The 18,884-nt window shown below is 35.7% G+C and carries 22 protein-coding genes and 1 other RNA gene; 14 read left to right on the top strand and 9 right to left on the bottom strand.

Features of this window, described 5'->3' with window-relative positions; all coding sequences use genetic code 11:
• Nucleotides 1-389, bottom strand: a 389-nt coding sequence (locus FJR11_RS07765) for a hypothetical protein (protein ID WP_217358217.1), incomplete at its 3' end; no start/stop codon positions are given.
• A 967-nt stretch (nt 390-1,356) separates the two neighbouring features.
• Between FJR11_RS07765 and FJR11_RS07760 the strand changes: the two genes are divergently transcribed.
• The 4 genes from FJR11_RS07760 to FJR11_RS07745 all read left to right on the top strand — a co-directional run bounded on the left by FJR11_RS07760 (nt 1,357) and on the right by FJR11_RS07745 (nt 4,255).
• On the top strand, nt 1,357-2,787 hold the full coding sequence (locus FJR11_RS07760) for a form I ribulose bisphosphate carboxylase large subunit (RefSeq protein ID WP_015079279.1): 1,431 nt from the start codon (nt 1,357-1,359) through the stop codon (nt 2,785-2,787).
• A gap of 70 nt (nt 2,788-2,857) precedes the next feature.
• Entirely contained in the window at nt 2,858-3,265 is a 408-nt protein-coding gene (locus FJR11_RS07755; protein ID WP_168503120.1) for a chaperonin family protein RbcX, read from the top strand.
• Between the two features lie 45 nt (nt 3,266-3,310).
• Nucleotides 3,311-3,640, top strand: a complete 330-nt coding sequence (locus tag FJR11_RS07750) for a ribulose bisphosphate carboxylase small subunit (RefSeq protein ID WP_168503119.1) — start codon at nt 3,311-3,313, stop codon at nt 3,638-3,640.
• 267 nt (nt 3,641-3,907) lie between these two features.
• The gene (locus FJR11_RS07745) at nt 3,908-4,255 is read left to right on the top strand and encodes a hypothetical protein (protein WP_168503118.1); all 348 of its coding nucleotides are present in this window, start codon (nt 3,908-3,910) and stop codon (nt 4,253-4,255) included.
• Nucleotides 4,256-4,470: 215 nt separating this feature from the next.
• Here the strand turns inward: FJR11_RS07745 and FJR11_RS07740 are convergent, their stop codons facing one another.
• Nucleotides 4,471-4,986 carry a GNAT family N-acetyltransferase gene (locus FJR11_RS07740; protein WP_168503117.1) on the bottom strand — a complete coding sequence of 172 codons (516 nt, stop codon included), beginning with the start codon at nt 4,984-4,986 and terminating at the stop codon, nt 4,471-4,473.
• Nucleotides 4,987-5,091: 105 nt separating this feature from the next.
• Here FJR11_RS07740 and FJR11_RS07735 point away from each other — a divergent pair, with 105 nt between their 5' ends.
• On the top strand, nt 5,092-6,315 hold the full coding sequence (locus FJR11_RS07735; RefSeq protein WP_168503116.1) for a ribulose bisphosphate carboxylase small subunit: 1,224 nt from the start codon (nt 5,092-5,094) through the stop codon (nt 6,313-6,315).
• Between the two features lie 58 nt (nt 6,316-6,373).
• Here FJR11_RS07735 and FJR11_RS07730 read toward each other — a convergent pair whose 3' ends face one another.
• A complete protein-coding gene (locus FJR11_RS07730) occupies nt 6,374-7,174 on the bottom strand; it encodes a glycoside hydrolase family protein (protein WP_168503115.1) in 801 nt (266 codons plus the stop codon).
• Between the two features lie 210 nt (nt 7,175-7,384).
• A complete protein-coding gene (locus tag FJR11_RS07725) occupies nt 7,385-7,936 on the bottom strand; it encodes a 2'-5' RNA ligase family protein (RefSeq protein WP_168503114.1) in 552 nt (183 codons plus the stop codon).
• Nucleotides 7,937-8,109: 173 nt separating this feature from the next.
• On the opposite strand from FJR11_RS07725, the gene FJR11_RS07720 reads away from it, so the two are divergent.
• From FJR11_RS07720 to queF, 5 genes are all read left to right on the top strand, one after another.
• Nucleotides 8,110-8,376 (top strand): YciI family protein, encoded by a 267-nt coding sequence (locus FJR11_RS07720; RefSeq protein ID WP_168503113.1) that lies wholly within the window; start codon nt 8,110-8,112, stop codon nt 8,374-8,376.
• 37 nt (nt 8,377-8,413) lie between these two features.
• Nucleotides 8,414-8,510: signal recognition particle sRNA small type (gene ffs / locus FJR11_RS07715), an RNA gene on the top strand.
• Nucleotides 8,511-8,535: 25 nt separating this feature from the next.
• Complete coding sequence (locus tag FJR11_RS07710; RefSeq protein WP_168503112.1) at nt 8,536-8,937, top strand: phasin family protein; 402 nt, start codon at nt 8,536-8,538, stop codon at nt 8,935-8,937.
• Nucleotides 8,938-9,094: 157 nt separating this feature from the next.
• Nucleotides 9,095-9,517, top strand: coding sequence for a hypothetical protein (locus FJR11_RS07705; RefSeq protein ID WP_168503111.1), 423 nt, complete (start codon nt 9,095-9,097; stop codon nt 9,515-9,517).
• An 80-nt stretch (nt 9,518-9,597) separates the two neighbouring features.
• Nucleotides 9,598-10,014, top strand: a complete 417-nt coding sequence (gene queF / locus FJR11_RS07700; RefSeq protein WP_168503110.1) for a preQ(1) synthase — start codon at nt 9,598-9,600, stop codon at nt 10,012-10,014.
• Nucleotides 10,015-10,122: 108 nt separating this feature from the next.
• Here the strand turns inward: queF and FJR11_RS07695 are convergent, their stop codons facing one another.
• Nucleotides 10,123-11,196: a glycosyltransferase family 4 protein gene (locus FJR11_RS07695; RefSeq protein ID WP_168503109.1), complete on the bottom strand. Its 1,074-nt coding sequence runs from the start codon at nt 11,194-11,196 to the stop codon at nt 10,123-10,125.
• A gap of 364 nt (nt 11,197-11,560) precedes the next feature.
• Here FJR11_RS07695 and FJR11_RS07690 point away from each other — a divergent pair, with 364 nt between their 5' ends.
• On the top strand, nt 11,561-12,289 hold the full coding sequence (locus FJR11_RS07690; RefSeq protein ID WP_168503136.1) for an ABC transporter permease: 729 nt from the start codon (nt 11,561-11,563) through the stop codon (nt 12,287-12,289).
• A 13-nt stretch (nt 12,290-12,302) separates the two neighbouring features.
• Here FJR11_RS07690 and FJR11_RS07685 read toward each other — a convergent pair whose 3' ends face one another.
• The 3 genes from FJR11_RS07685 to FJR11_RS07675 form a co-directional block, all read right to left on the bottom strand.
• Nucleotides 12,303-13,001: a hypothetical protein gene (locus FJR11_RS07685; protein WP_168503108.1), complete on the bottom strand. Its 699-nt coding sequence runs from the start codon at nt 12,999-13,001 to the stop codon at nt 12,303-12,305.
• On the bottom strand, nt 12,994-14,478 hold the full coding sequence (locus FJR11_RS07680; RefSeq protein ID WP_168503107.1) for an AAA family ATPase: 1,485 nt from the start codon (nt 14,476-14,478) through the stop codon (nt 12,994-12,996). Before FJR11_RS07680 ends, FJR11_RS07685 begins: the two co-directional genes overlap by 8 nt.
• Before the next feature lie 154 nt (nt 14,479-14,632).
• Nucleotides 14,633-15,868: an LL-diaminopimelate aminotransferase gene (locus FJR11_RS07675; protein WP_168503106.1), complete on the bottom strand. Its 1,236-nt coding sequence runs from the start codon at nt 15,866-15,868 to the stop codon at nt 14,633-14,635.
• A gap of 292 nt (nt 15,869-16,160) precedes the next feature.
• Here FJR11_RS07675 and FJR11_RS07670 point away from each other — a divergent pair, with 292 nt between their 5' ends.
• Nucleotides 16,161-16,601, top strand: coding sequence for a COG3650 family protein (locus FJR11_RS07670; RefSeq protein ID WP_168503105.1), 441 nt, complete (start codon nt 16,161-16,163; stop codon nt 16,599-16,601).
• Between the two features lie 120 nt (nt 16,602-16,721).
• On the opposite strand, the gene FJR11_RS07665 is transcribed toward FJR11_RS07670, so the two are convergent.
• Entirely contained in the window at nt 16,722-17,288 is a 567-nt protein-coding gene (locus tag FJR11_RS07665; RefSeq protein WP_168503104.1) for a thioredoxin family protein, read from the bottom strand.
• A gap of 53 nt (nt 17,289-17,341) precedes the next feature.
• Here FJR11_RS07665 and FJR11_RS07660 point away from each other — a divergent pair, with 53 nt between their 5' ends.
• Nucleotides 17,342-17,746 (top strand): NIL domain-containing protein, encoded by a 405-nt coding sequence (locus FJR11_RS07660; RefSeq protein ID WP_015079300.1) that lies wholly within the window; start codon nt 17,342-17,344, stop codon nt 17,744-17,746.
• 149 nt (nt 17,747-17,895) lie between these two features.
• Complete coding sequence (locus FJR11_RS07655; protein WP_168503103.1) at nt 17,896-18,879, top strand: CHAD domain-containing protein; 984 nt, start codon at nt 17,896-17,898, stop codon at nt 18,877-18,879.
• The last annotated feature ends 5 nt before the right edge of the window (nt 18,880-18,884 follow it).

Here is an 18,884-nt window from a genome sequence, read left to right as displayed (position 1 = left end):
ATTGGCTTAATGTCTGAGTTATTTATTAATTCATATATTATTTTTTCTATGTTTATACTATTGTCAAACAATGTATGTATAATAACAATTATATCACTTTCATTATCTATATAAACAGGATTTTTATCAGCTATATATTGTTGTGAAAAACCATCATAAATTTTACTAAAAAATCCTTTAACAGAATTATATTTTTCCTGCAAATTACCTATATTATTTTGCTGTAAGTTACGTCTTTTCAAGCATAGTTTAGTTTCTTCCAAACAATTAGCAGGAATTTTTACTTCATATTCTTTTCCTGATCTTGATGTAACTTGTTGAATTCCACCTTGCTTGGCTGTTTCATAAGCTACAAAAATGTGCTGTAACTCGTCTTGTTGAGTTTGCATAGTTTGTTTTGTCATGATTAAATAGTGTATTAAGAGTCTTTGTAAGAAATATACCAGTCAATTATGGATATAACTCTAAGTAATTAGCAACGGAAGAAACACTTATAATAATGTAAATATTTTTAACAAAAACACTATTATCAACCATAACTTCAAACTTCAGCTTAAAGAACAGTCCTTTCAACTACCTGATAGAGATCGCTTGTAGGATGATTTTGAGGAGTGCGATCGCAATCATCCCTATTTTTCCTATCAAAACGAGGTACAGAGAAATCTGTTTACTTCTATATATTATTAAGCATATTTTTGCTAACCTTGGCAAGAATGCCATTGTCTAGACTGCATAGATGATGTTTTTTGTCAATGCGTAAGCCCTACTTACTTAAAATATACACATTTATAAATAAATCTTAATAAAATGTTAAATCTTTATGTAATAACAAATTTAAATATATCAGTTAGAAAAATTTGCAAAATAACTTATTGAATTATTGATATATTGTGGGGTAAGCTACAAATTCCGTGATGTGCAACTTCTTCTTTTCTTGCTCATCCCCTGACTAAACCTGTCTGAGAGTGAAAATGCCTCGTGATCAATCTTTACCCCCTTTAGGTAAAGACATCAGGAAAAAAAAGAGAGTTGCAGCAAACCAGCCTTATATCTGGAATGTGGCTTTCAGGCAAAAATCCGCAGACGGCTGATAAAGCCAGTTTAGTAGGGTATGCAAACTCAAGATGAAAAGATTTTGTATTTCTGGGACGAAAAATAACTGGTAAAAAATTAGTTGCGGCAATTGTGACTGCAATATAATTTGTGCAGCAGTAATACTGTCACCATAGATCAGCCTCGCCCCTAACTATAAGCAAAACTTATAATTTCATTAAGAATGAATTAAGAGTTGGAATGGGAAGAAGTGGCACATAACGTGATTTGATAGTAAAAAGAAAGACTTCTTGGAAGAAAAATATGTCTTACGCGCAAACTAAGACTCAGGCTAAGTCTGGGTATAAAGCTGGGGTTCAAGATTACAGACTAACTTATTACACACCTGATTACACTCCTAAAGATACAGATTTATTAGCAGCTTTCCGGATGACCCCCCAACCCGGAGTTCCTCCTGAAGAAGCTGGCGCGGCTGTAGCTGCTGAGTCCTCTACAGGTACTTGGACAACAGTTTGGACAGACTTGCTCACCGACCTAGATCGCTACAAAGGTCGTTGTTATGATATCGAACCAGTTCCTGGTGAAGATAACCAATATATTTGTTATGTTGCTTATCCCTTGGACTTGTTTGAAGAAGGTTCTATCACCAACGTACTAACCTCCATCGTAGGTAACGTATTTGGTTTTAAAGCTTTACGGGCATTACGTTTGGAAGACATTCGTTTCCCTGTAGCTTACATCAAGACTTTCCAAGGACCTCCTCACGGTATTCAAGTTGAACGCGACAAATTGAACAAATACGGTCGTCCTCTCTTGGGTTGTACAATCAAACCCAAATTAGGTCTTTCCGCTAAGAACTACGGACGCGCAGTTTACGAATGTTTACGTGGTGGTTTGGACTTCACCAAAGACGACGAAAACATCAACTCTGCACCTTTCCAAAGATGGCGCGATCGCTTCTTGTTTGTATCAGAAGCTATCAACAAAGCACAAGCAGAAACCGGCGAAATCAAGGGTCACTACCTGAACGTTACCGCTCCTACCTGCGAACAAATGATCCAACGGGCTGAGTACGCTAAAGAACTCAAACAGCCCATCATCATGCACGATTACCTAACCGCAGGTTTCACAGCTAACACCACATTGTCTCGCTGGTGTCGTGATAACGGTATTCTGTTGCACATTCACCGTGCTATGCACGCTGTAATTGACCGTCAGAAGAACCACGGTATCCACTTCCGCGTATTGGCTAAGGCTCTCCGCTTGTCTGGTGGTGATCACATCCACACCGGTACAGTAGTTGGTAAGTTAGAAGGTGAACGTGGAATCACAATGGGCTTCGTTGACCTATTGCGTGAAAACTACATCGAACAAGACAAGTCTCGTGGTATTTACTTTACCCAAGACTGGGCTTCTTTACCCGGTGTAATGGCCGTTGCTTCTGGTGGTATCCACGTATGGCATATGCCCGCGTTGGTAGAAATCTTTGGTGATGACTCCGTACTACAATTCGGTGGTGGTACTCTCGGACATCCTTGGGGTAACGCTCCTGGTGCTACAGCTAACCGCGTAGCTCTAGAAGCAGTTGTTCAAGCTCGTAACGAAGGTCGTAACTTGGCTCGTGAAGGTAATGATATTATCCGCGAAGCTGCTAAGTGGTCTCCTGAGTTGGCTGTTGCTTGCGAACTGTGGAAAGAAATTAAGTTCGAGTTTGAAGCAATGGATACCGTCTGATCATTTCAGATTTGGGATTTTGGATTCATAAACAATCCAAAATCTAAAAATCTAAAGGGCTGGGTCAAGCATGGATTTAAAGCAAATTGCGAAAGACACAGCCAAAACTCTCCAAAGCTACCTGACTTATCAGGCTCTGAGGACTGTATTGGCACAGCTAGGCGAAACAAATCCTCCTCTAGCACATTGGTTGCAAAACTTCTCCGCTGGAAAAATCCAAGACGGAGAAGCATATATTGAGGAACTGTTTCTGGAAAAGTCAGATTTGGCATTACGGATTATGACTGTCAGGGAACATATAGCGGCGGAAGTGACAGAGTTTTTACCAGAAATGGTGATAACTGGCATTCAGCAAGCCAATATGGAACAGCGTCGCCAGCATCTCGAACGCATTACGCAACTAAGTTTATCAAGTCCCAGCCTGGAAACTGAAAGACAAACAATATCTGATGCTAATTTAGATAATTTATCTAATTAGTCAGTCAGCTAAGTAATAAAAAATCTCCCCCACTTATCAAAAACTATGCAAACTTTACCTAAAGAGCGTCGTTACGAAACCCTTTCTTATCTTCCCCCTCTGTCTGACGCGCAAATTGCCAAGCAAGTTCAGTACATTATCACACAAGGCTTTATTCCTGCAATTGAATTCAATGAAACTTCTGAACCTACAGAACTTTATTGGACAATGTGGAAGTTGCCTTTGTTCGGCGCTAAAACTACTCAAGAAGTATTGAGCGAAGTTCAAGGTTGCCGTTCTCAGTATAGCAACTGCTACATCCGTGTTGTTGGTTTTGACAACATCAAGCAGTGTCAAGTTATGAGCTTCCTTGTTCACAAACCCAGCAGATACTAAGAGCTAATTAGCTAATAGTAATTTGATGAATTAAAAAGAGAGGTAGAGTTTTCTATCTCTCTTTTTTAGTTTTTGATGGAGAATAGAATTATCGGTTGAGTCGCACATACAAAAGGCTAAAAGTGGTACTTATGCAACAAATTACTGTTAATGAACGTCTTCTCTAGCTAAAGATTGATTTAGTTAATCTAACTATGGGTTAATGAAACTTATAACTTTTATGTTTTATAAATAAAAAACTATCCATCACTACTTTTGTACAACATCATGCTAGAAACAACACGCTCAAAAAATACAGCTTCTTCTTTAAGTAGTGTTGATGAAGCTTTATTACAAGAATTGAGTTCCGATGAATCATCTGTATTCATTGGTGGATTCTCACTTTTAAATGATACAGATCGTACACAGACTTTTAACACTTTTGGGGAAACAGTACCATCCAAACGATCCGTTTTACAGCCAGGTCAGAGTGGTAATTATGGTGGAGAGTTTGTTACGTATAATTCGTCAAGAGACGGTTATACTCCAACACAGCAACCAGTAGATCCTAATGGTGCATACCATTTTTATACACAAGGTAACAATACACTTCTTGGTGGTATTAATACATATTAATAATAGCACTGTCTTTAATGGTATTAATAGTATTGCGAACTAAGATTCATATAGCCCAATGAGGGAAAATCTGATGTAGGTTGTCCCTCTATTTCAATTTATTTCATACTTGATAATTCTGTTTCGTCTAAGTCACATTAATAAAGAAGTTTGATGATATTAAAATCGGCATTTCCAATTTATAACTTGTTTTATTGGTAAGCTATTTATCTCTTCTAAAGTTCATAACCCATTATATAATCATCCAAAACAAAGCCACTACCAAAATCTATTACCTGACTATCAATAATTCTAAAACCAAATCGAGAATAAGCTTTAATCCCTTTTTCATTCCTTTTATTTACATTGAGAATTATTTGTTTCAACTTCATTGCTTGCGCTTTTTGGTATACATGAAATAACATCTTTTGACCATAGCCATAACCATGTAATGATGGCAATAAATAACATTTATGTAATTTCAAATAACTAATATTATCTATCATTTCTGAACTGTATGATAAATAACCAACTAATTCAGAATTATGCAAAACCTGATCATAAAATATCCCTTGATTATAAATCTCATCTTCAATTACTCCTATTCCATACATTTTATCTAGCATATATTCGATTTGTGCATGGCTGAGAATTGAAGAATAGTGGCTATACCAAATTTCTTGACTGATTTTTCTCAGTTCTGCCAAATCTGTATCTAATAACTTAGTAATGGTAATTGATGAATCATTCATACTGATAATTACAATGATACTCCCAAAGTAATTTACCATTTAATTGACTATTGTTACCAAAAAAATCTATGATAATCTGAATAAATCATCACCTGGGATAATTCTATGAGTTACTATATTGCTCCTAGCTTTCTTGATAAACTTGCAGTTCATATCACCAAAAACTTTTTAAACATTCCTGGTATTCGAGTTCCCCTGATTTTAGGAATTCATGGACGCAAAGGAGAGGGAAAATCCTTTCAATGCGAGTTAGTTTTTGAGAAAATGGGTATTGAAGTAACTTTAATATCTGGAGGAGAATTAGAAAGTCCAGACGCGGGAGATCCTGCGCGGTTGATACGTCTGCGTTATCGAGAAACAGCAGAATTAATCAAAGTGCGGGGGAAAATGTGCGTACTGATGATTAATGATTTAGATGCCGGTGCGGGACGTTTTGACGAAGGGACTCAATATACAGTAAATACTCAGTTGGTAAATGCCACATTGATGAATATTGCTGATAATCCCACAGATGTCCAATTACCGGGAAGTTATGATTCTAATCCTTTATGTCGTGTGCCAATTATTGTTACCGGAAATGATTTTTCTACTCTCTATGCACCATTAATTCGTGATGGGAGAATGGACAAATTTTACTGGGAACCCAACCGGGATGATAAGGTGGGAATTGTCGGGGGAATTTTTGCAGAAGACGGACTTTCACAACGGGAAATTGAACAATTTGTTGATACTTTTCCCCATCAATCTATTGACTTTTTTAGTGCTTTGCGTTCCCGGATTTATGATGAACAAATCCGTAATTTCATCCATCAAATTGGTTTTGAGAATGTTTCTTTGCGAGTTGTCAATAGTTTGGAAGGGCCACCAGCATTTAAAAAGCCAGATTTTACTCTCTCTCATTTAATTGAGTCGGGTAAATTTATGGTGGGTGAACAAAAACGAGTGGAAACTTCTCATTTAGTTGATGAATATAATCGCTTGAATCGAGGTAAAGGTTATCAAGCAGCTTCTCCTGTTGCGGAAGTTCCAGTTAGTAAACCTGTGATGAATCAACCTACTCATTTAAGTTTAGAAACTCAAGAACAAGTTAGACAACTTTTAGCTCAAGGTTGTAAAATTAGCCTTGAACACGTTGATGAACGGCGTTTTCGTACAGGTTCTTGGCAAAGTTGTGGTGGTTTTAATATTGATGCCCATTCCGATGCTATTTCTACTTTAGAATCTTGTTTATCTGAATATAGCGGTGAATATGTGCGTTTAGTAGGAATTGATCCACAAGCAAAAAGACGAATAGTAGAAACGATTATTCAACGTCCCAATGGTAAGTAATTAGTATTTTTTGAATGTAGAGACGTTTTATAGAAACGTCTCTGATTGAATTTAATATTTAGCTAACTGGAGTTAAAAATAGTTTAGCTTCTGCCTGTCTTCTCCGTTTCAATCCTGCTTCTACATTGCTACCAGGATTTCTGTATTTTAGAAAAGTTTCTTCAATTTCATCCCACTTTTTATCTCTTAAAACTCTAGTCATGCTTGAGAAGTTAGAACCACCATAGAAGTTAGCACCTAAGTTATAACCAAAGCTTAATAAAGCCCCCTGTTGATTGGCGTTTAATTCATTCCAAACCGGAATTTTTTGTAGAGGTGGTAGATAGCTATTTTCCAACTGAAGCATCAATAAATCATCTGCTTCTTGTTGAGTGATGCTTTCACCTAATTTCCAGTTACTACCATCTCTTTTTTTCGTAGTACCCCAACCAATAGTGATAGGTAAATTACCGCTTAGAGGATCTGGATAAGCCTTTAAGTAACAACCTTCAAATTCTTTGATTAAAGGAATTGCTGGAAGTGGTAGTTTTCCAGTTGCACCACCAAAACCTTTTGTGGGAACGCTTGAAGTTGAAGTTGGTGTTGAAGTTGGTGTTGAAGGCTTTGAGATTTCTGTTAACTTATCAAGAGCATTATTTAAAGCATTTTGAGTATTTTTTCCGACTATACCATCTGCTTCAAGTCCCTTTTGAGTTTGAAATTGTTTAACGGCTTTGAGAGTATTATTACCAAAATCACCATCTATTGTGCCTGGATTTAGATTGAGTGCTTTTAAAATTTCTTGTAGTTGTTGAACTTTTGCACCATTTGCACCTTTTTTGAGGGTTTCATTGCTATCGAGATTTAATTTGTTGGGCATAATTCTATCCTGGTAATTTTGATTTAATTAAATTTGGTAATTAAGGAAAAAGCAAGTGCTAAATTTGCTGTTTACCTCTTCTAACATTTACTAATTGTCTGCTTTTAGCAATAATAGTATTATTGCAGTCATGGCTAGTTATTTCAACTGAATTTTAAAAACTTTACAAATAACTGGTAAATTCCTAGAGCAATACCTAAAATATCGGAACTATTTAACAGATCCTAAAAAAGGAAATTCTGATTTGATATTCCAACATTTACCGTTATGAAGAAGCAGAGTTAAATGAGTTGCTGTGTATTCAGCATAAAACTGATTTTGGACAAATTCTGGCCAAGCAATCCGAAAATTCTGCTTTGTTAAATCTCGAAATGCGACTGTTAGATGAGGGACAAAGGGACGCGCTTTTTCAACTTGATCAATAATTCCTAAGTTGGTTTCGGCATAAGTCATTAAATCAGTTTTCAAAGTTAAAAGCTCTTGACTTTTAACTACATTAATGTATATAACACGAGGAGGAAAAGCTGCAAACCCGTCAAATGTAATTGCAACTGACTCTTGTTGACTAGCGAATGCTTGTAGGGATGTTTCTAAATTGGTGACAAGAGTATCTGACCATTCAAAAGGCGGCTGTAAAGTAATATGGGGTGGTGATTTTTTAGCACTATGACAGGCATATTTATCTGCAAAATAATGTTTAATATCGTTTGCATATTCTTGAATTTCTTGTGGTGGTAAAAGAGCAATAAAAAAGCGACTCATTTAATTCTCAACTTTCACTGACTAAATATACAGTATAGATGTGTAAACACATAGCGATTTATTCCGAGATATTACATAAGTCACAAAAATATATGAATCAGCACGAATACGATCACAAATCATGATATTTTGTGCTAAATCAGAAATTACTAATTTAAAATACCATTTGAGATATGCCTTGGTTTGTCAAAATCGAAACTGGTAAAGTAGACAAAGCCATCTTTGACCAATATGTACCTGGTCACAGAGCTTATGTGCAAGAGTTGATTGCTAAAGGACATAAAGCCAAAACCGGTTATTGGGCGTGCAAGGGTGGTGGAATGATGTTATTTGAGGCTGTTTCAATGGATGAAGCACAGGCAATAGTATTGGCTGATCCCTTGGTACAGAACGATTGTGTCAACTACGAACTATTTGAATGGCGAATTGTTGTGGAATAACATACAAATTTTGAATTTTAGTGTTATGATGATGGAAGACCTGGATCTATGCGACTTCAACGCCCAAATCTTGTCAGGACCGGAAGGTAGCAGCAATAAGGGATGCTTGTGGTAGGCGTAGTCTCCGGGTCGCCTTATTTGTAGGAGCTTTCAGCAGCAATGCCTGGTTTTGGAGATATTGTACAAAAAGCTTTTTATCTCGGCGTTGGGTTAGCCTCTTATGCTGGCGAAAAAGCCGGGGGGAAATTAACCGAACTGCGATCGCAAGTCCAAAAATTAGCAGATGAAATGGTAGCCAAAGGCGAGATGAACACAGAAGAAGCTCGCCGCTTTGTCGAAGACATGATGAAGCAAGCTCAACAGCAACCACCATCTGGACAAACGCCTGAAAAAACAGCCCCTTCAGAACCTCGTCGCATAAATATTGTGGATGATGACGAAGAGCCAACTGTGAAAGAGGCGAAAAAAGAAAATAAAGAAAATGTCAACAATGTAGATCATCTACGCGATCAAGTGCTAGAACTACAGGAAGAGTTAAAACGGCTGCAACGCGAACCGTAAAAAGCGATTTTTTACTTTGGGTATCAGTAATATTTAATTCTAGAAAAATGACGCTATACCCAAAATGGTTGTAAGTGCAATTACCCACTGTGTACTCTAGAACTTCCAGTCAAACGGCGTTAAGCGTTATGTTTTAGCCATTAAGGGCATTAAGTTTATGGAACAGTGGCAAAAAGACTTAATAGACATGATTGAAACCGTGGCTGATGAAGTAGAGCAGTTCTTCCTGGGAATGAATGACATGGTAGACGCTTTTTTTGAGATTACGGAAGAAATTACTGAAGAAGTACAAAACACATTTTTGGCTGATATTGATAACTTCAGTACATTGCACGAACAGTTTTTACAAGATTTAGCCGAACCAATTTTGGAGATTTACTGGGAACTGGAAGATATCACCGAAGATATAGATCCTGGTTTTCCCTATGCAGTAGAAGCTACACTAGAAAAAAATGCTGCTTGTATTGGTTGTAGCAACTATCACGGACAGGTTTATAGCGGTAATTTGTTAGTCTGTGGTATGCACCCTCATGGTTGGGATGATAAAAATTGTCCTGACTGGGAAAAAGAAATGGAGTAAGTAACTCATCAAGCTGGGGAGAAGTGTTAAAAACTGTTAAGTTAATAATTGTGAACCTCTGCATTCCTTTTTACTAACTTATGAGTAACTTTGCACCTGAAACTGTATCTCCAGCAAGTCAAGAAATGAAATATGGTGAACGCGAAATTGCGGAAGGGGAATTAATTACGTTTCCTAACCCTCGCATTGGGCGACGCTATGATATTAATATTACGTTACCGGAATTTACTTGTAAATGTCCTTTTTCCGGTTATCCTGACTTTGCGACTATTTATATTAGTTACATTCCAGATCAACGGGTAGTAGAGTTGAAAGCGCTCAAGCTTTATATTAACAGCTACCGCGATCGCTATATCTCCCATGAAGAAACAGCAAATCAAATTTTAGATGATTTTGTCGCTGCTTGTGATCCTTTAGAAGTCACTGTGAAAACAGATTTTACCCCCCGTGGGAATGTGCATACAGTAGTTGAAGTTAAACATCAAAAAGGTGTTTAAGCAATTACATGAGGGCGTTCTAGAAAATTATGTTTCGCGCAAAGGACACAAAGAGGCAAAGACGCAAAGTTTGAGATAGGGAAACCGGGTGGGGAAACCCCACCCCTACTAACTCACTAAGGCATTGCGGGAAAAACCATTTTTTTGAGCTAATTTTTCTCCAATTATCTGTTGATAAACGGCTTCATAAGCATCAGTCATCTGCTGCACACTGAAATTTTCTTCCACATATTGACGACAAGCGTAACGATTTAAGTTACTTACTTTTTCCAGAGAATTAATGCATTCTTCCACATTATTACAAAGAAAACCCGTTTTACCCTCAACAATCACTTCCTCTGCTGAACCCATTCGCATGGCAATTACAGGTGTACCTGATGCCATTGATTCTACCATGACTAAACCAAAAGGTTCTCGCCAAGTAATGGGGAATAAAGTTGCATAAGCGCCTCCCATAAGGGCATTTTTTTGCAGATGATTGGCTTCACCTAAATATTCAATTTGCTTACCATCAATATATGGTTTAATTTGTTGATCAAAATATTCCAAATCTACCAAATCTACTTTACCTGCTATTTTTAACCTCCAACCAGTTCTCTTAGCAATCTCAATTGCTAAATGTGGTCCTTTTTCTGGAGAAATTCTGCCCAAAAAAGCTAAGTAAGATGGTTCTGTTGGTTGAGGATAAAATTCATAACTACTAACATCAATGCCATTATAAACAGTGTCTACATAGTTTAATCCTAATCTGGGTTCTTTTTGGGAATTAGAAATACTAATATAAGGCTGTTTTTTGCCATATTTAAAGATTTTTTCATTATCTGGAGTAAAAACTCCATGTAAAGTGTGAACTGTAGGAGTTTTGACTAAATTGGCATAAACTAGTGTTCCTAGTCCTACATGAGAGTGAATGATATCAAAATTTGCTGCTTGTTCATAAACTGAAGCTAATAGCAGCATTTCATAAATGGCTGGCTCTTTAATTGTAGGATCTAGCCTCAAAGCATGAGGATGAACTGATACTAACTTGGCTAAACTTAAAGAATCTCCTGATGCAAATAATGTCACTTCATGTCCTCGACGGACTAATTCATCAGTTAATAACCCCACTACTAATTCTATGCCACCATAGGCTGGTGGTGGTACTCTCTCCCACTGTGGGGCAACCTGAGCAATTTTCATTATCAATCTCCTAAAATATCAGATTCCTATGTCTAGTTAGTTAAAAATAAATGAAATAACTAACAAGAAATAGCTAAAGATAGAAAAATCACCCTCGTCCATGGTACTACTAAATCTTATGCTTTATATTTGATATCTTTTGTCTATCCTAGGTAGTGTTAATATCTGATACTTAAGAAATAAATTAGACAAAATATAATAGTTAAATTTTGGATTTTGAACTTGACTTGAAAGATAAAAATAAGTATAATATGTAACGATAAATAAATAGTTGCATATATTAAATAAAATGAATATATACAAACAAATAAATAAATCGCGTGCTTCTTGGCAAGCGGTTTTTGCACTAGTCATATTTGTGTTTATGTACCTACCTATCCTGGTACTGGCTTTTTATAGTTTTAATAGTTCACCTTACAGTGCTAAATGGCAAGGATTTACGCTGGAATGGTACGGAAAATTATTTAGTGATGAACGAATTTTATCGGGGTTATATAATAGTTTATTGGTAGCTTTTTTTGCTGTGGGGGTTTCCGCAGTCTTGGGAACATTAATGGCTGTAGGGTTGGCACGTTATGACTTTCCTGGTAAGAAATTATATCAGGGAATTGCCTATTTACCCTTATTAATTCCTGATATTGCCATCGCTGTTTCGACACTAGTATGTTTAGCAGCTTTTGCTATTCCTTTGAGTATATGGACTATTATCGCAGCCCATATTGTTTTTTGTCTATCCTATGTGGGTTTGGTAGTTTCTTCTCGCATGAATAATATCAATCCCCATTTAGAAGAAGCAGCATTAGATTTAGGTGCAACACCCATACAAGCCTTTATTTTGGTTTTATTACCTCAATTAATGCCAGCAATTATTTCTGGGTGTTTATTGGCTTTTGTATTGAGTTTAGATGATTTTTTAATTGCTAGTTTTACCGCTGGAAGTGGTGCGAATACTTTACCAATAGAAATTTTTAGCCGCATTAGAACCGGAGTCAAACCTGATATTAATGCTTTAAGTGTGATGTTAATTTCTATGACTGCTATTGTGGCTTTGATAGGGGAATTGATTCGGACTGCGGGGGAAAAGAGAGAATAGAGAATGATATTAATTATTTAGACAATAAGGATTGTAAATTGATCCTTATTTCTTGTTCTAAATTGTGAGGTTGCTGAAAACATTTAACTTTAATTACATCATTCCTTAGAATTGTTTCACAAGTTAATAATCCTGATAAATTAGGATTATTGAATATTTGATAAAATTCTCTATCATATTCACCTTTTAGATTGTTTTCTTTATAAAATAAAATACCCTTAAAATCTATATATATTTCTTCTTCACTATAACCTTTAGTTAAATTTAAGTGATTATTTAAAACCAGTAACATATATATTCTAGACATTGCACAACTAAACTTTTTGCGAATATTCTTTAATTTTTCATTATCTATACTAGATTTCAATTCAATTAAAATAATGCTTAATCTATAACTACTTTCATACTTTTGTAAAACCAAAATAGCACATTCAGGAGTTCCACCACTAGTTGAGATACCAGGTATATCCTTTTCTAAGTCAATTTTCCAAATTTTTTCTACTTTTGACTTATTATCAGAATAATTTAATTCCTGAATAAAGGCTTTTTTAAGTTTTGCCTTGGAATTGTCTTCTTTAATTTCAATTATCTCATCTTCAGTGACAGGAATTTCAACAATAAATTCTTGTTGAGCTAAAGCTTTATGTAATTCATCTCGGAGAAAGAGAACATCTGGATTATGAGGACTATTCAAAAAATAATTTTTACTCATCTTCAGCCTCATCTTCCTGACGATAAATATAATTATTCAGAATACGAAGTGAGTTATCTAAATTATTTTCAACTTCTCTAAAGTTTCTAAAATAGATGGCATAATCACTGCTTTCATAATCAATAATCTTATCACCTGTGAAAAAATAAACACCTACCTTGTCTTTTGATATAGAAATAGATGAATCAACATATTTTAATTTATTTTCTTCTATAATTTTTTCAACATTAACACCATGTGGATTTTTAAGAACATCCAGATATATACAATTATTAATAGCATTAGCTAAGATAGAACTATGGGTTGTTATTAATACTTTATTTCCTGTTTCATTTTGAATAAACTGTATTAATATATTGATTAACTTAATTTGATTTTCAGGATGTAAGTTAACTTCTGGTTCATCTATCATTAAAAAGTTATCTTTTTCTGATGCCCAATATTTCAAATATAAATAAAGAAGTGTTAATTGATTAACAGAAGAAGAAGCTAAATACATAGGTAAAGGTTCATCAACAGAATCAATTTTAAAATAGAATTCTATCGGACTAATCCCTTCTAAACTACTAAGTTTTATCTCACCTCCAAGAATTTCCTGTAACTGTTGTACAAGATTAATATAATGTTCTTCAATATTTTCTTCAAGATTCAGAGAGAAAAGTTTTTCAAAAACCTTATTCATAGGTTCTGTATATTTTCTTTTAAAATCTAACTCTTCAAGATCAGATAATTGAATATTAGACCTCTTGCGGGGATTTTCTAGTAAATCTACAAGTTTTTTGATATCTTGTTCCCGTCGGTTTCTGTCAACTTCATAAATATAACGATAGAATGTAGGAAAGAAAATTCTACTAGCTGGTAAGAAAAAAGTCTCATGTCTATGTTTCAACATAGTTCTAATTATTGTTGCAATTAGAAGAAACTTTTTTTCATCCAGTAAGTCCCTGTCTAAAGATTTTTTAGGAATTATTTTTTTAAAAGTGTCTGGCAATTCTTTCTCTTTAAAGTTATATATTAGATCACCTTTATTTTTTTTAAATTCTATATATTCTAATGTATTGCCCTCATCATCTTTTATCTTGACAATTCCTTCAGTTACTCGTTCTTTTAATTCAGATATTTCATGATCAAAAGTAATAACAATATTATTTAGTATTTGGGATTGTTTACCTATATTAAATATCTCTTTTTTCGTTTCTTCTTGTAAGAAGAAACTATATCTATTCAAAATTTCTGCCAATAATTCAGAAGTCACCTCGATATTATTTATATTTTCAACGATTTTATTATCAATGATTTCTACATTGGTGCGGGCAAATTTATGAATTATATCTTGATTGAAAATTGCCCATAACAATTGAGCGACATAGCTTTTCCCACTGTTATTTCGTCCAACAAAAATAAAGAAATCTTTCGATAAATCAATGGCTTGAGTATTGTTTTTAATCGGACCTAAATTTTTGATGATCAATTTCATATAAATTAACCTCTAAATTACTTGTACTTTGTATAAATAAAAACCGAAGAGTTGAGTCTATAAAAAACTCACCTTAATATTATACTAAACCAAAACCTCATCAATCTACCACTTCGTTTAATATAAAAGGGTGGGCATTACCCACCACAATATTCTACACCTTAAACTTAGCGGTAATCCGCTTCATGGCTTCTTCTACATTTTCCCGACTATTAAAGGCAGAAATGCGGAAATAACCTTCACCCGCAGCACCAAAACCAGAACCGGGAGTACCCACCACATTCACAGTTTCTAATAACTTATCGAAAAATTCCCAACTGGATAAACCATGAGGAGTTTGCACCCATACATAAGGTGCATTTACACCACCATAAACTTTTAAACCAGCGTTTGTAAGCTCTTCGCGGATGATTTTGGCATTGTCTAAATAGAAGTTTACCAAAGCTTTGATTTGTGATTGTCCTGCTTCTGAATAAACCGCTTCTGCACCGCGTTGAATAATATAAGAAACGCCGTTAAATTTGGTAGACTGACGACGATTCCAGAGTTTCCAAATTTCCACATTAGAACCATCAGCGGCTTTAGCTGTGAGGGTTTTGGGAACAACAGTTAAAGCACAACGAGTCCCGGTAAACCCGGCATTTTTGGAGAAAGAACGGAATTCAATTGCACAATCTCTAGCACCTTCGATTTCAAAAATAGAATGAGGTAAGGTAGGATCAGTAATAAATGCTTCGTAAGCGGCATCAAAAAAGATAATTGAACCGTTAGCTTTGGCATAATTTACCCATGCTTGCAAGTGTTCTTTAGTTGCGGTTGCACCTGTGGGATTATTAGGAAAGCAAAGATAAATTAAATCAACTTTTTGGCTGGGAATTTCCGCAGTAAAATTGTTTTCAGCAGTAACAGGTAAATAAACTAAACCACCATATTCGCCTTTTTCGTTCGCGTCTCCTGTGTTACCCGCCATGACGTTGGTATCTACGTAAACGGGATATACTGGGTCTGTAACGGCGATGATGTTATTTTTGCCAAAAATATCGAGAATATTGCCGGAATCGCACTTAGAACCGTCGGAAATGAAGATTTCATCAGCTTCTATGGCTGCTCCCCTGGCTTGAAAGTCGTGGGTGGCGATTTTCTCCCTTAACCAAGCATAACCTTGTTCTGGGCCATATCCTTTAAAAGATGAGCGATCGCCCATATCTTCCACAGCTTTAATCATGGCTGTCCGACAAGCTTCTGGTAAGGGTTCTGTGACATCACCAATCCCCAACCGAATGATTTTAGCATCAGGGTTAGCTTGGGCAAAAGCATTTACCCGTCGCGCGATTTCGGGAAACAGATAGCCAGCTTTGAGTTTCAGGTAGTTGTCGTTAATCGTAGCCATAGTAAATTTTGAGAAAAAAGACAATGATACACTATCTTACTTTGAAGAACGGCTGATAGAACAAGTTTAAAGGCAATTTTTTAGCGAATTGAGTTATAATTACATGAGAAAATTCCTATATTCGAGAAAAGCTATATGAATATAATTAATAAAGCTACTAAACCATGAATTATATAAAAATGTATCATCTATATTAGTAGTCTAGTTTTATCATTTTATAATTAATGATGATTTGCATGATGGAATTTATCAACAAGCAAATACTGTCAAAATAATTAAGTAAAGACAGGTCATGAATAAGCATTTACGTGTAAGTATATTGTGTATTGGATTAGTGAATATACCCATAAGTCTAGTTACTGCTAACTCAACGGCAATTGCTACACTTAAATTGGCACAAAATCATATTGCCAGCAACCGAGTTGAAGAATTTAACGTCGTAGGTAATGAGCCATTTTGGAATATAAATATTAGCCCAAAAGGTATTGTCTATTCTTGGCTAGGAGATGGGATTAAAAAACAAACTTTTCCTTATGTAAATCCTCAAGCCGCAGACGGAAGACCTTTAGATGTGGTTAGGGTTTATCGTTTACGTGGTAGAGCCGATAATCTGCTAATTATCCAGAAAACTAATGGCTTTTGTAGTGATACTATGTCAGATAAAAAATATCCCTACACAGCAACTTTAATTTTGGGTAAAACAGTAAGAACAGGTTGCGCTGAGAAAAAATAATCGAGTCATTAAATCGCTTTCATCACTATTGAATAAACCAATAAATTGTCAAAATGAGGATATAGATTCCCTACTTTTTAGAGAAGTTAGGAATCTGGATCTTATGTTTTTTTAGTTGACCTAATTTACAACTTGGCTACCGTGACTGCGAGGATCATCTTGATTTCCTTCTGTGGCTACTGGTGCGGAAAATTGGGAAGTTTTACCATTACCTTGAATGTGGGGAAGAGTTGAACCGGCAATTAAGGCTTCTAAATTACTAGCCATAATGGTGCGGGGGATATCACCAATGGTTTCGGCTATGGTTTCCCCTTGTTTACCCAAAAATACAAAGTGGGGAATCCCGTCTACTCGATATTTGAGCATTTCTGGCAACCATTTGGTATTATCAACATTCAACATCACAAAATTCAGGTTGTTATTGTACTTTTCTCTGAGTTTTGCCATGTCGGGAGTCATTTTTTGACAAACTGTACACCAATCAGCGTAAAACTCGACGAGGGAAGGTTTTCCGTTGCTGACTGCTACTTCTAAGGGAATGGCAGTTTTACCTAATTCCCCTAGGGAAACTGAGGTAGAATCAGTTTTAAGTCCCAGGAAGAGGGCAACTCCCAAAGCGATCGCTACAATAGCAATTAAGAAGTTTTTGATGCGGTTACTAGAATTTACAGGGGCTTCGGTACTCATAATCAATTTATTAAGACTTATTAACTTAGTTCATTTTACTGTTTTCCCACATAATGAAAAAAAGAGTTACCCTGACTTTTCCCAAACGTGCGATTCAAATGCCAGTTACCTACAGACTAGCAAAGGATTTTAATGTCGCGGCGAATATTATCCGCGCCCAAGTTGCGCCTAACCAAATTGGTAAACTGGTAGTAGAATTATTAGGAGATATTGATCAGTTAGATGCAGCAATTGAATGGATGCGATCGCAACATATTCATGTTTCCCTGGGTTTAGGTGAAATTATCATTGATGAGGATGTATGCGTTCACTGTGGTTTATGTACGGGGGTTTGTCCGACGGAAGCTCTTGCTATTAATCCAGAAACATATAAACTTACTTTTGTGCGATCGCGCTGTATTGTTTGCGAACAATGTATTCCTACTTGTCCGGTACAAGCTATTTCCACTAATCTTTAGATATTATGAGCAATTCTATTTGATTTGTCTATCCCTTACGGGAAATGGAGGTAACGAACCACTCCAGACGCAGAGAACGCAGAGGAAGAGAGGGAAGAGAAATACCTGTATCTTATTTAGGATTGCTATCTTGCTAATTTTTTTTATTTATGAAAATTCCTTCAGAAACACCAATCAAAACTCTCGGTGAAACTGCTCATCAAGCCATTGAAAAACATTTTGCAAAAGCGATAAAATGGGAAAAAGCAGTTAAAAAAGACGAAGATCCAGAACCACTCCACCAAATGCGTGTGGGAATGCGACGGTTAAGAACTGCTGTTAGTAGATTTGAGAGATATTTAATTTTACCAAAATCAGTTAGTGATAAAAATATTGGTAAACTTGCGAGAATTTTAGGTGGTCTCAGAGATTTAGATGTACTAAAAGAAATTCTGGAAAAGAATTACAAACCGCATTTACTTGAAAAAGAACAAAAATCTCTAGAAACAGCTTTTGCAGAATTGGATAAACAAAGACAAATTGCCGTTTCTCATGTGCAGAAGATATTTAAAGATGAAATTTATAAATCGTTTAAAGATGAATGTGAACATTGGTTAAAAAATCCCAGTTATCAACGTTTTTCATCTGTCCCAATTGATTATGTATTACCAGATTTACTCTCACCAGAAGTTAGTGAATTTTGCTTACATCCAGGGTGGTTAATTGGGACTAAAGTTGTTAAATCGGAAATAGTAATGCAAACAAAATGGACACCCAGCCAATTAGAAGAACATCTAAAAACAGAAGGTGAAACTCTGCATGGTTTGCGGAAACAAGCTAAAGGTCTCCGTTACCAAATGGAGTTATTTATTGAATTATATGGTGAGTCTTTTGCCGCACATCTTCATGATATTAAAAATATCCAAGATATCTTGGGAATGATTCAAGATAATATGGTTTTACATCAGTGGTTAGAGAATATCTTTAAATCAGAACTTGAAACTCAATTACGTGGGTTAACGACCCTATTAGCCGCAAATCGTTATCAATTGTGGCAAGAATGGCAACCACTACAAAAACGTTATTTGCAACCAGATACTAGATATAATTTACATTTGGTGGTACTACAACCGACGTTGGAAAATCTTACATAAATCGA

This window comes from Anabaena sp. UHCC 0187 (assembly GCF_009712035.1).
Classification (GTDB): Bacteria; Cyanobacteriota; Cyanobacteriia; order Cyanobacteriales; family Nostocaceae; genus Dolichospermum.
This window is presented reverse-complemented; position numbering and strand designations above follow the sequence as displayed.

Excerpts from the sequence above, each read along its gene's own strand:
- FJR11_RS07760 (WP_015079279.1), top strand. The coding sequence starts at position 1,357 with ATGTCTTACGCGCAAACTAAGACTCAGGCTAAGTCTGGGTATAAAGCT.
- FJR11_RS07755 (WP_168503120.1), top strand. The coding sequence starts at position 2,858 with ATGGATTTAAAGCAAATTGCGAAAGACACAGCCAAAACTCTCCAAAGC.
- FJR11_RS07750 (WP_168503119.1), top strand. The coding sequence starts at position 3,311 with ATGCAAACTTTACCTAAAGAGCGTCGTTACGAAACCCTTTCTTATCTT.
- FJR11_RS07745 (WP_168503118.1), top strand. The coding sequence starts at position 3,908 with ATGCTAGAAACAACACGCTCAAAAAATACAGCTTCTTCTTTAAGTAGT.
- FJR11_RS07740 (WP_168503117.1), bottom strand. The coding sequence starts at position 4,986 with ATGAATGATTCATCAATTACCATTACTAAGTTATTAGATACAGATTTG.
- FJR11_RS07735 (WP_168503116.1), top strand. The coding sequence starts at position 5,092 with ATGAGTTACTATATTGCTCCTAGCTTTCTTGATAAACTTGCAGTTCAT.
- FJR11_RS07730 (WP_168503115.1), bottom strand. The coding sequence starts at position 7,174 with ATGCCCAACAAATTAAATCTCGATAGCAATGAAACCCTCAAAAAAGGT.
- FJR11_RS07725 (WP_168503114.1), bottom strand. The coding sequence starts at position 7,936 with ATGAGTCGCTTTTTTATTGCTCTTTTACCACCACAAGAAATTCAAGAA.
- FJR11_RS07720 (WP_168503113.1), top strand. The coding sequence starts at position 8,110 with ATGCCTTGGTTTGTCAAAATCGAAACTGGTAAAGTAGACAAAGCCATC.
- FJR11_RS07710 (WP_168503112.1), top strand. The coding sequence starts at position 8,536 with ATGCCTGGTTTTGGAGATATTGTACAAAAAGCTTTTTATCTCGGCGTT.
- FJR11_RS07705 (WP_168503111.1), top strand. The coding sequence starts at position 9,095 with ATGGAACAGTGGCAAAAAGACTTAATAGACATGATTGAAACCGTGGCT.
- queF (WP_168503110.1), top strand. The coding sequence starts at position 9,598 with ATGAGTAACTTTGCACCTGAAACTGTATCTCCAGCAAGTCAAGAAATG.
- FJR11_RS07695 (WP_168503109.1), bottom strand. The coding sequence starts at position 11,196 with ATGAAAATTGCTCAGGTTGCCCCACAGTGGGAGAGAGTACCACCACCA.
- FJR11_RS07690 (WP_168503136.1), top strand. The coding sequence starts at position 11,561 with ATGTACCTACCTATCCTGGTACTGGCTTTTTATAGTTTTAATAGTTCA.
- FJR11_RS07685 (WP_168503108.1), bottom strand. The coding sequence starts at position 13,001 with ATGAGTAAAAATTATTTTTTGAATAGTCCTCATAATCCAGATGTTCTC.
- FJR11_RS07680 (WP_168503107.1), bottom strand. The coding sequence starts at position 14,478 with ATGAAATTGATCATCAAAAATTTAGGTCCGATTAAAAACAATACTCAA.
- FJR11_RS07675 (WP_168503106.1), bottom strand. The coding sequence starts at position 15,868 with ATGGCTACGATTAACGACAACTACCTGAAACTCAAAGCTGGCTATCTG.
- FJR11_RS07670 (WP_168503105.1), top strand. The coding sequence starts at position 16,161 with ATGAATAAGCATTTACGTGTAAGTATATTGTGTATTGGATTAGTGAAT.
- FJR11_RS07665 (WP_168503104.1), bottom strand. The coding sequence starts at position 17,288 with ATGAGTACCGAAGCCCCTGTAAATTCTAGTAACCGCATCAAAAACTTC.
- FJR11_RS07660 (WP_015079300.1), top strand. The coding sequence starts at position 17,342 with ATGAAAAAAAGAGTTACCCTGACTTTTCCCAAACGTGCGATTCAAATG.
- FJR11_RS07655 (WP_168503103.1), top strand. The coding sequence starts at position 17,896 with ATGAAAATTCCTTCAGAAACACCAATCAAAACTCTCGGTGAAACTGCT.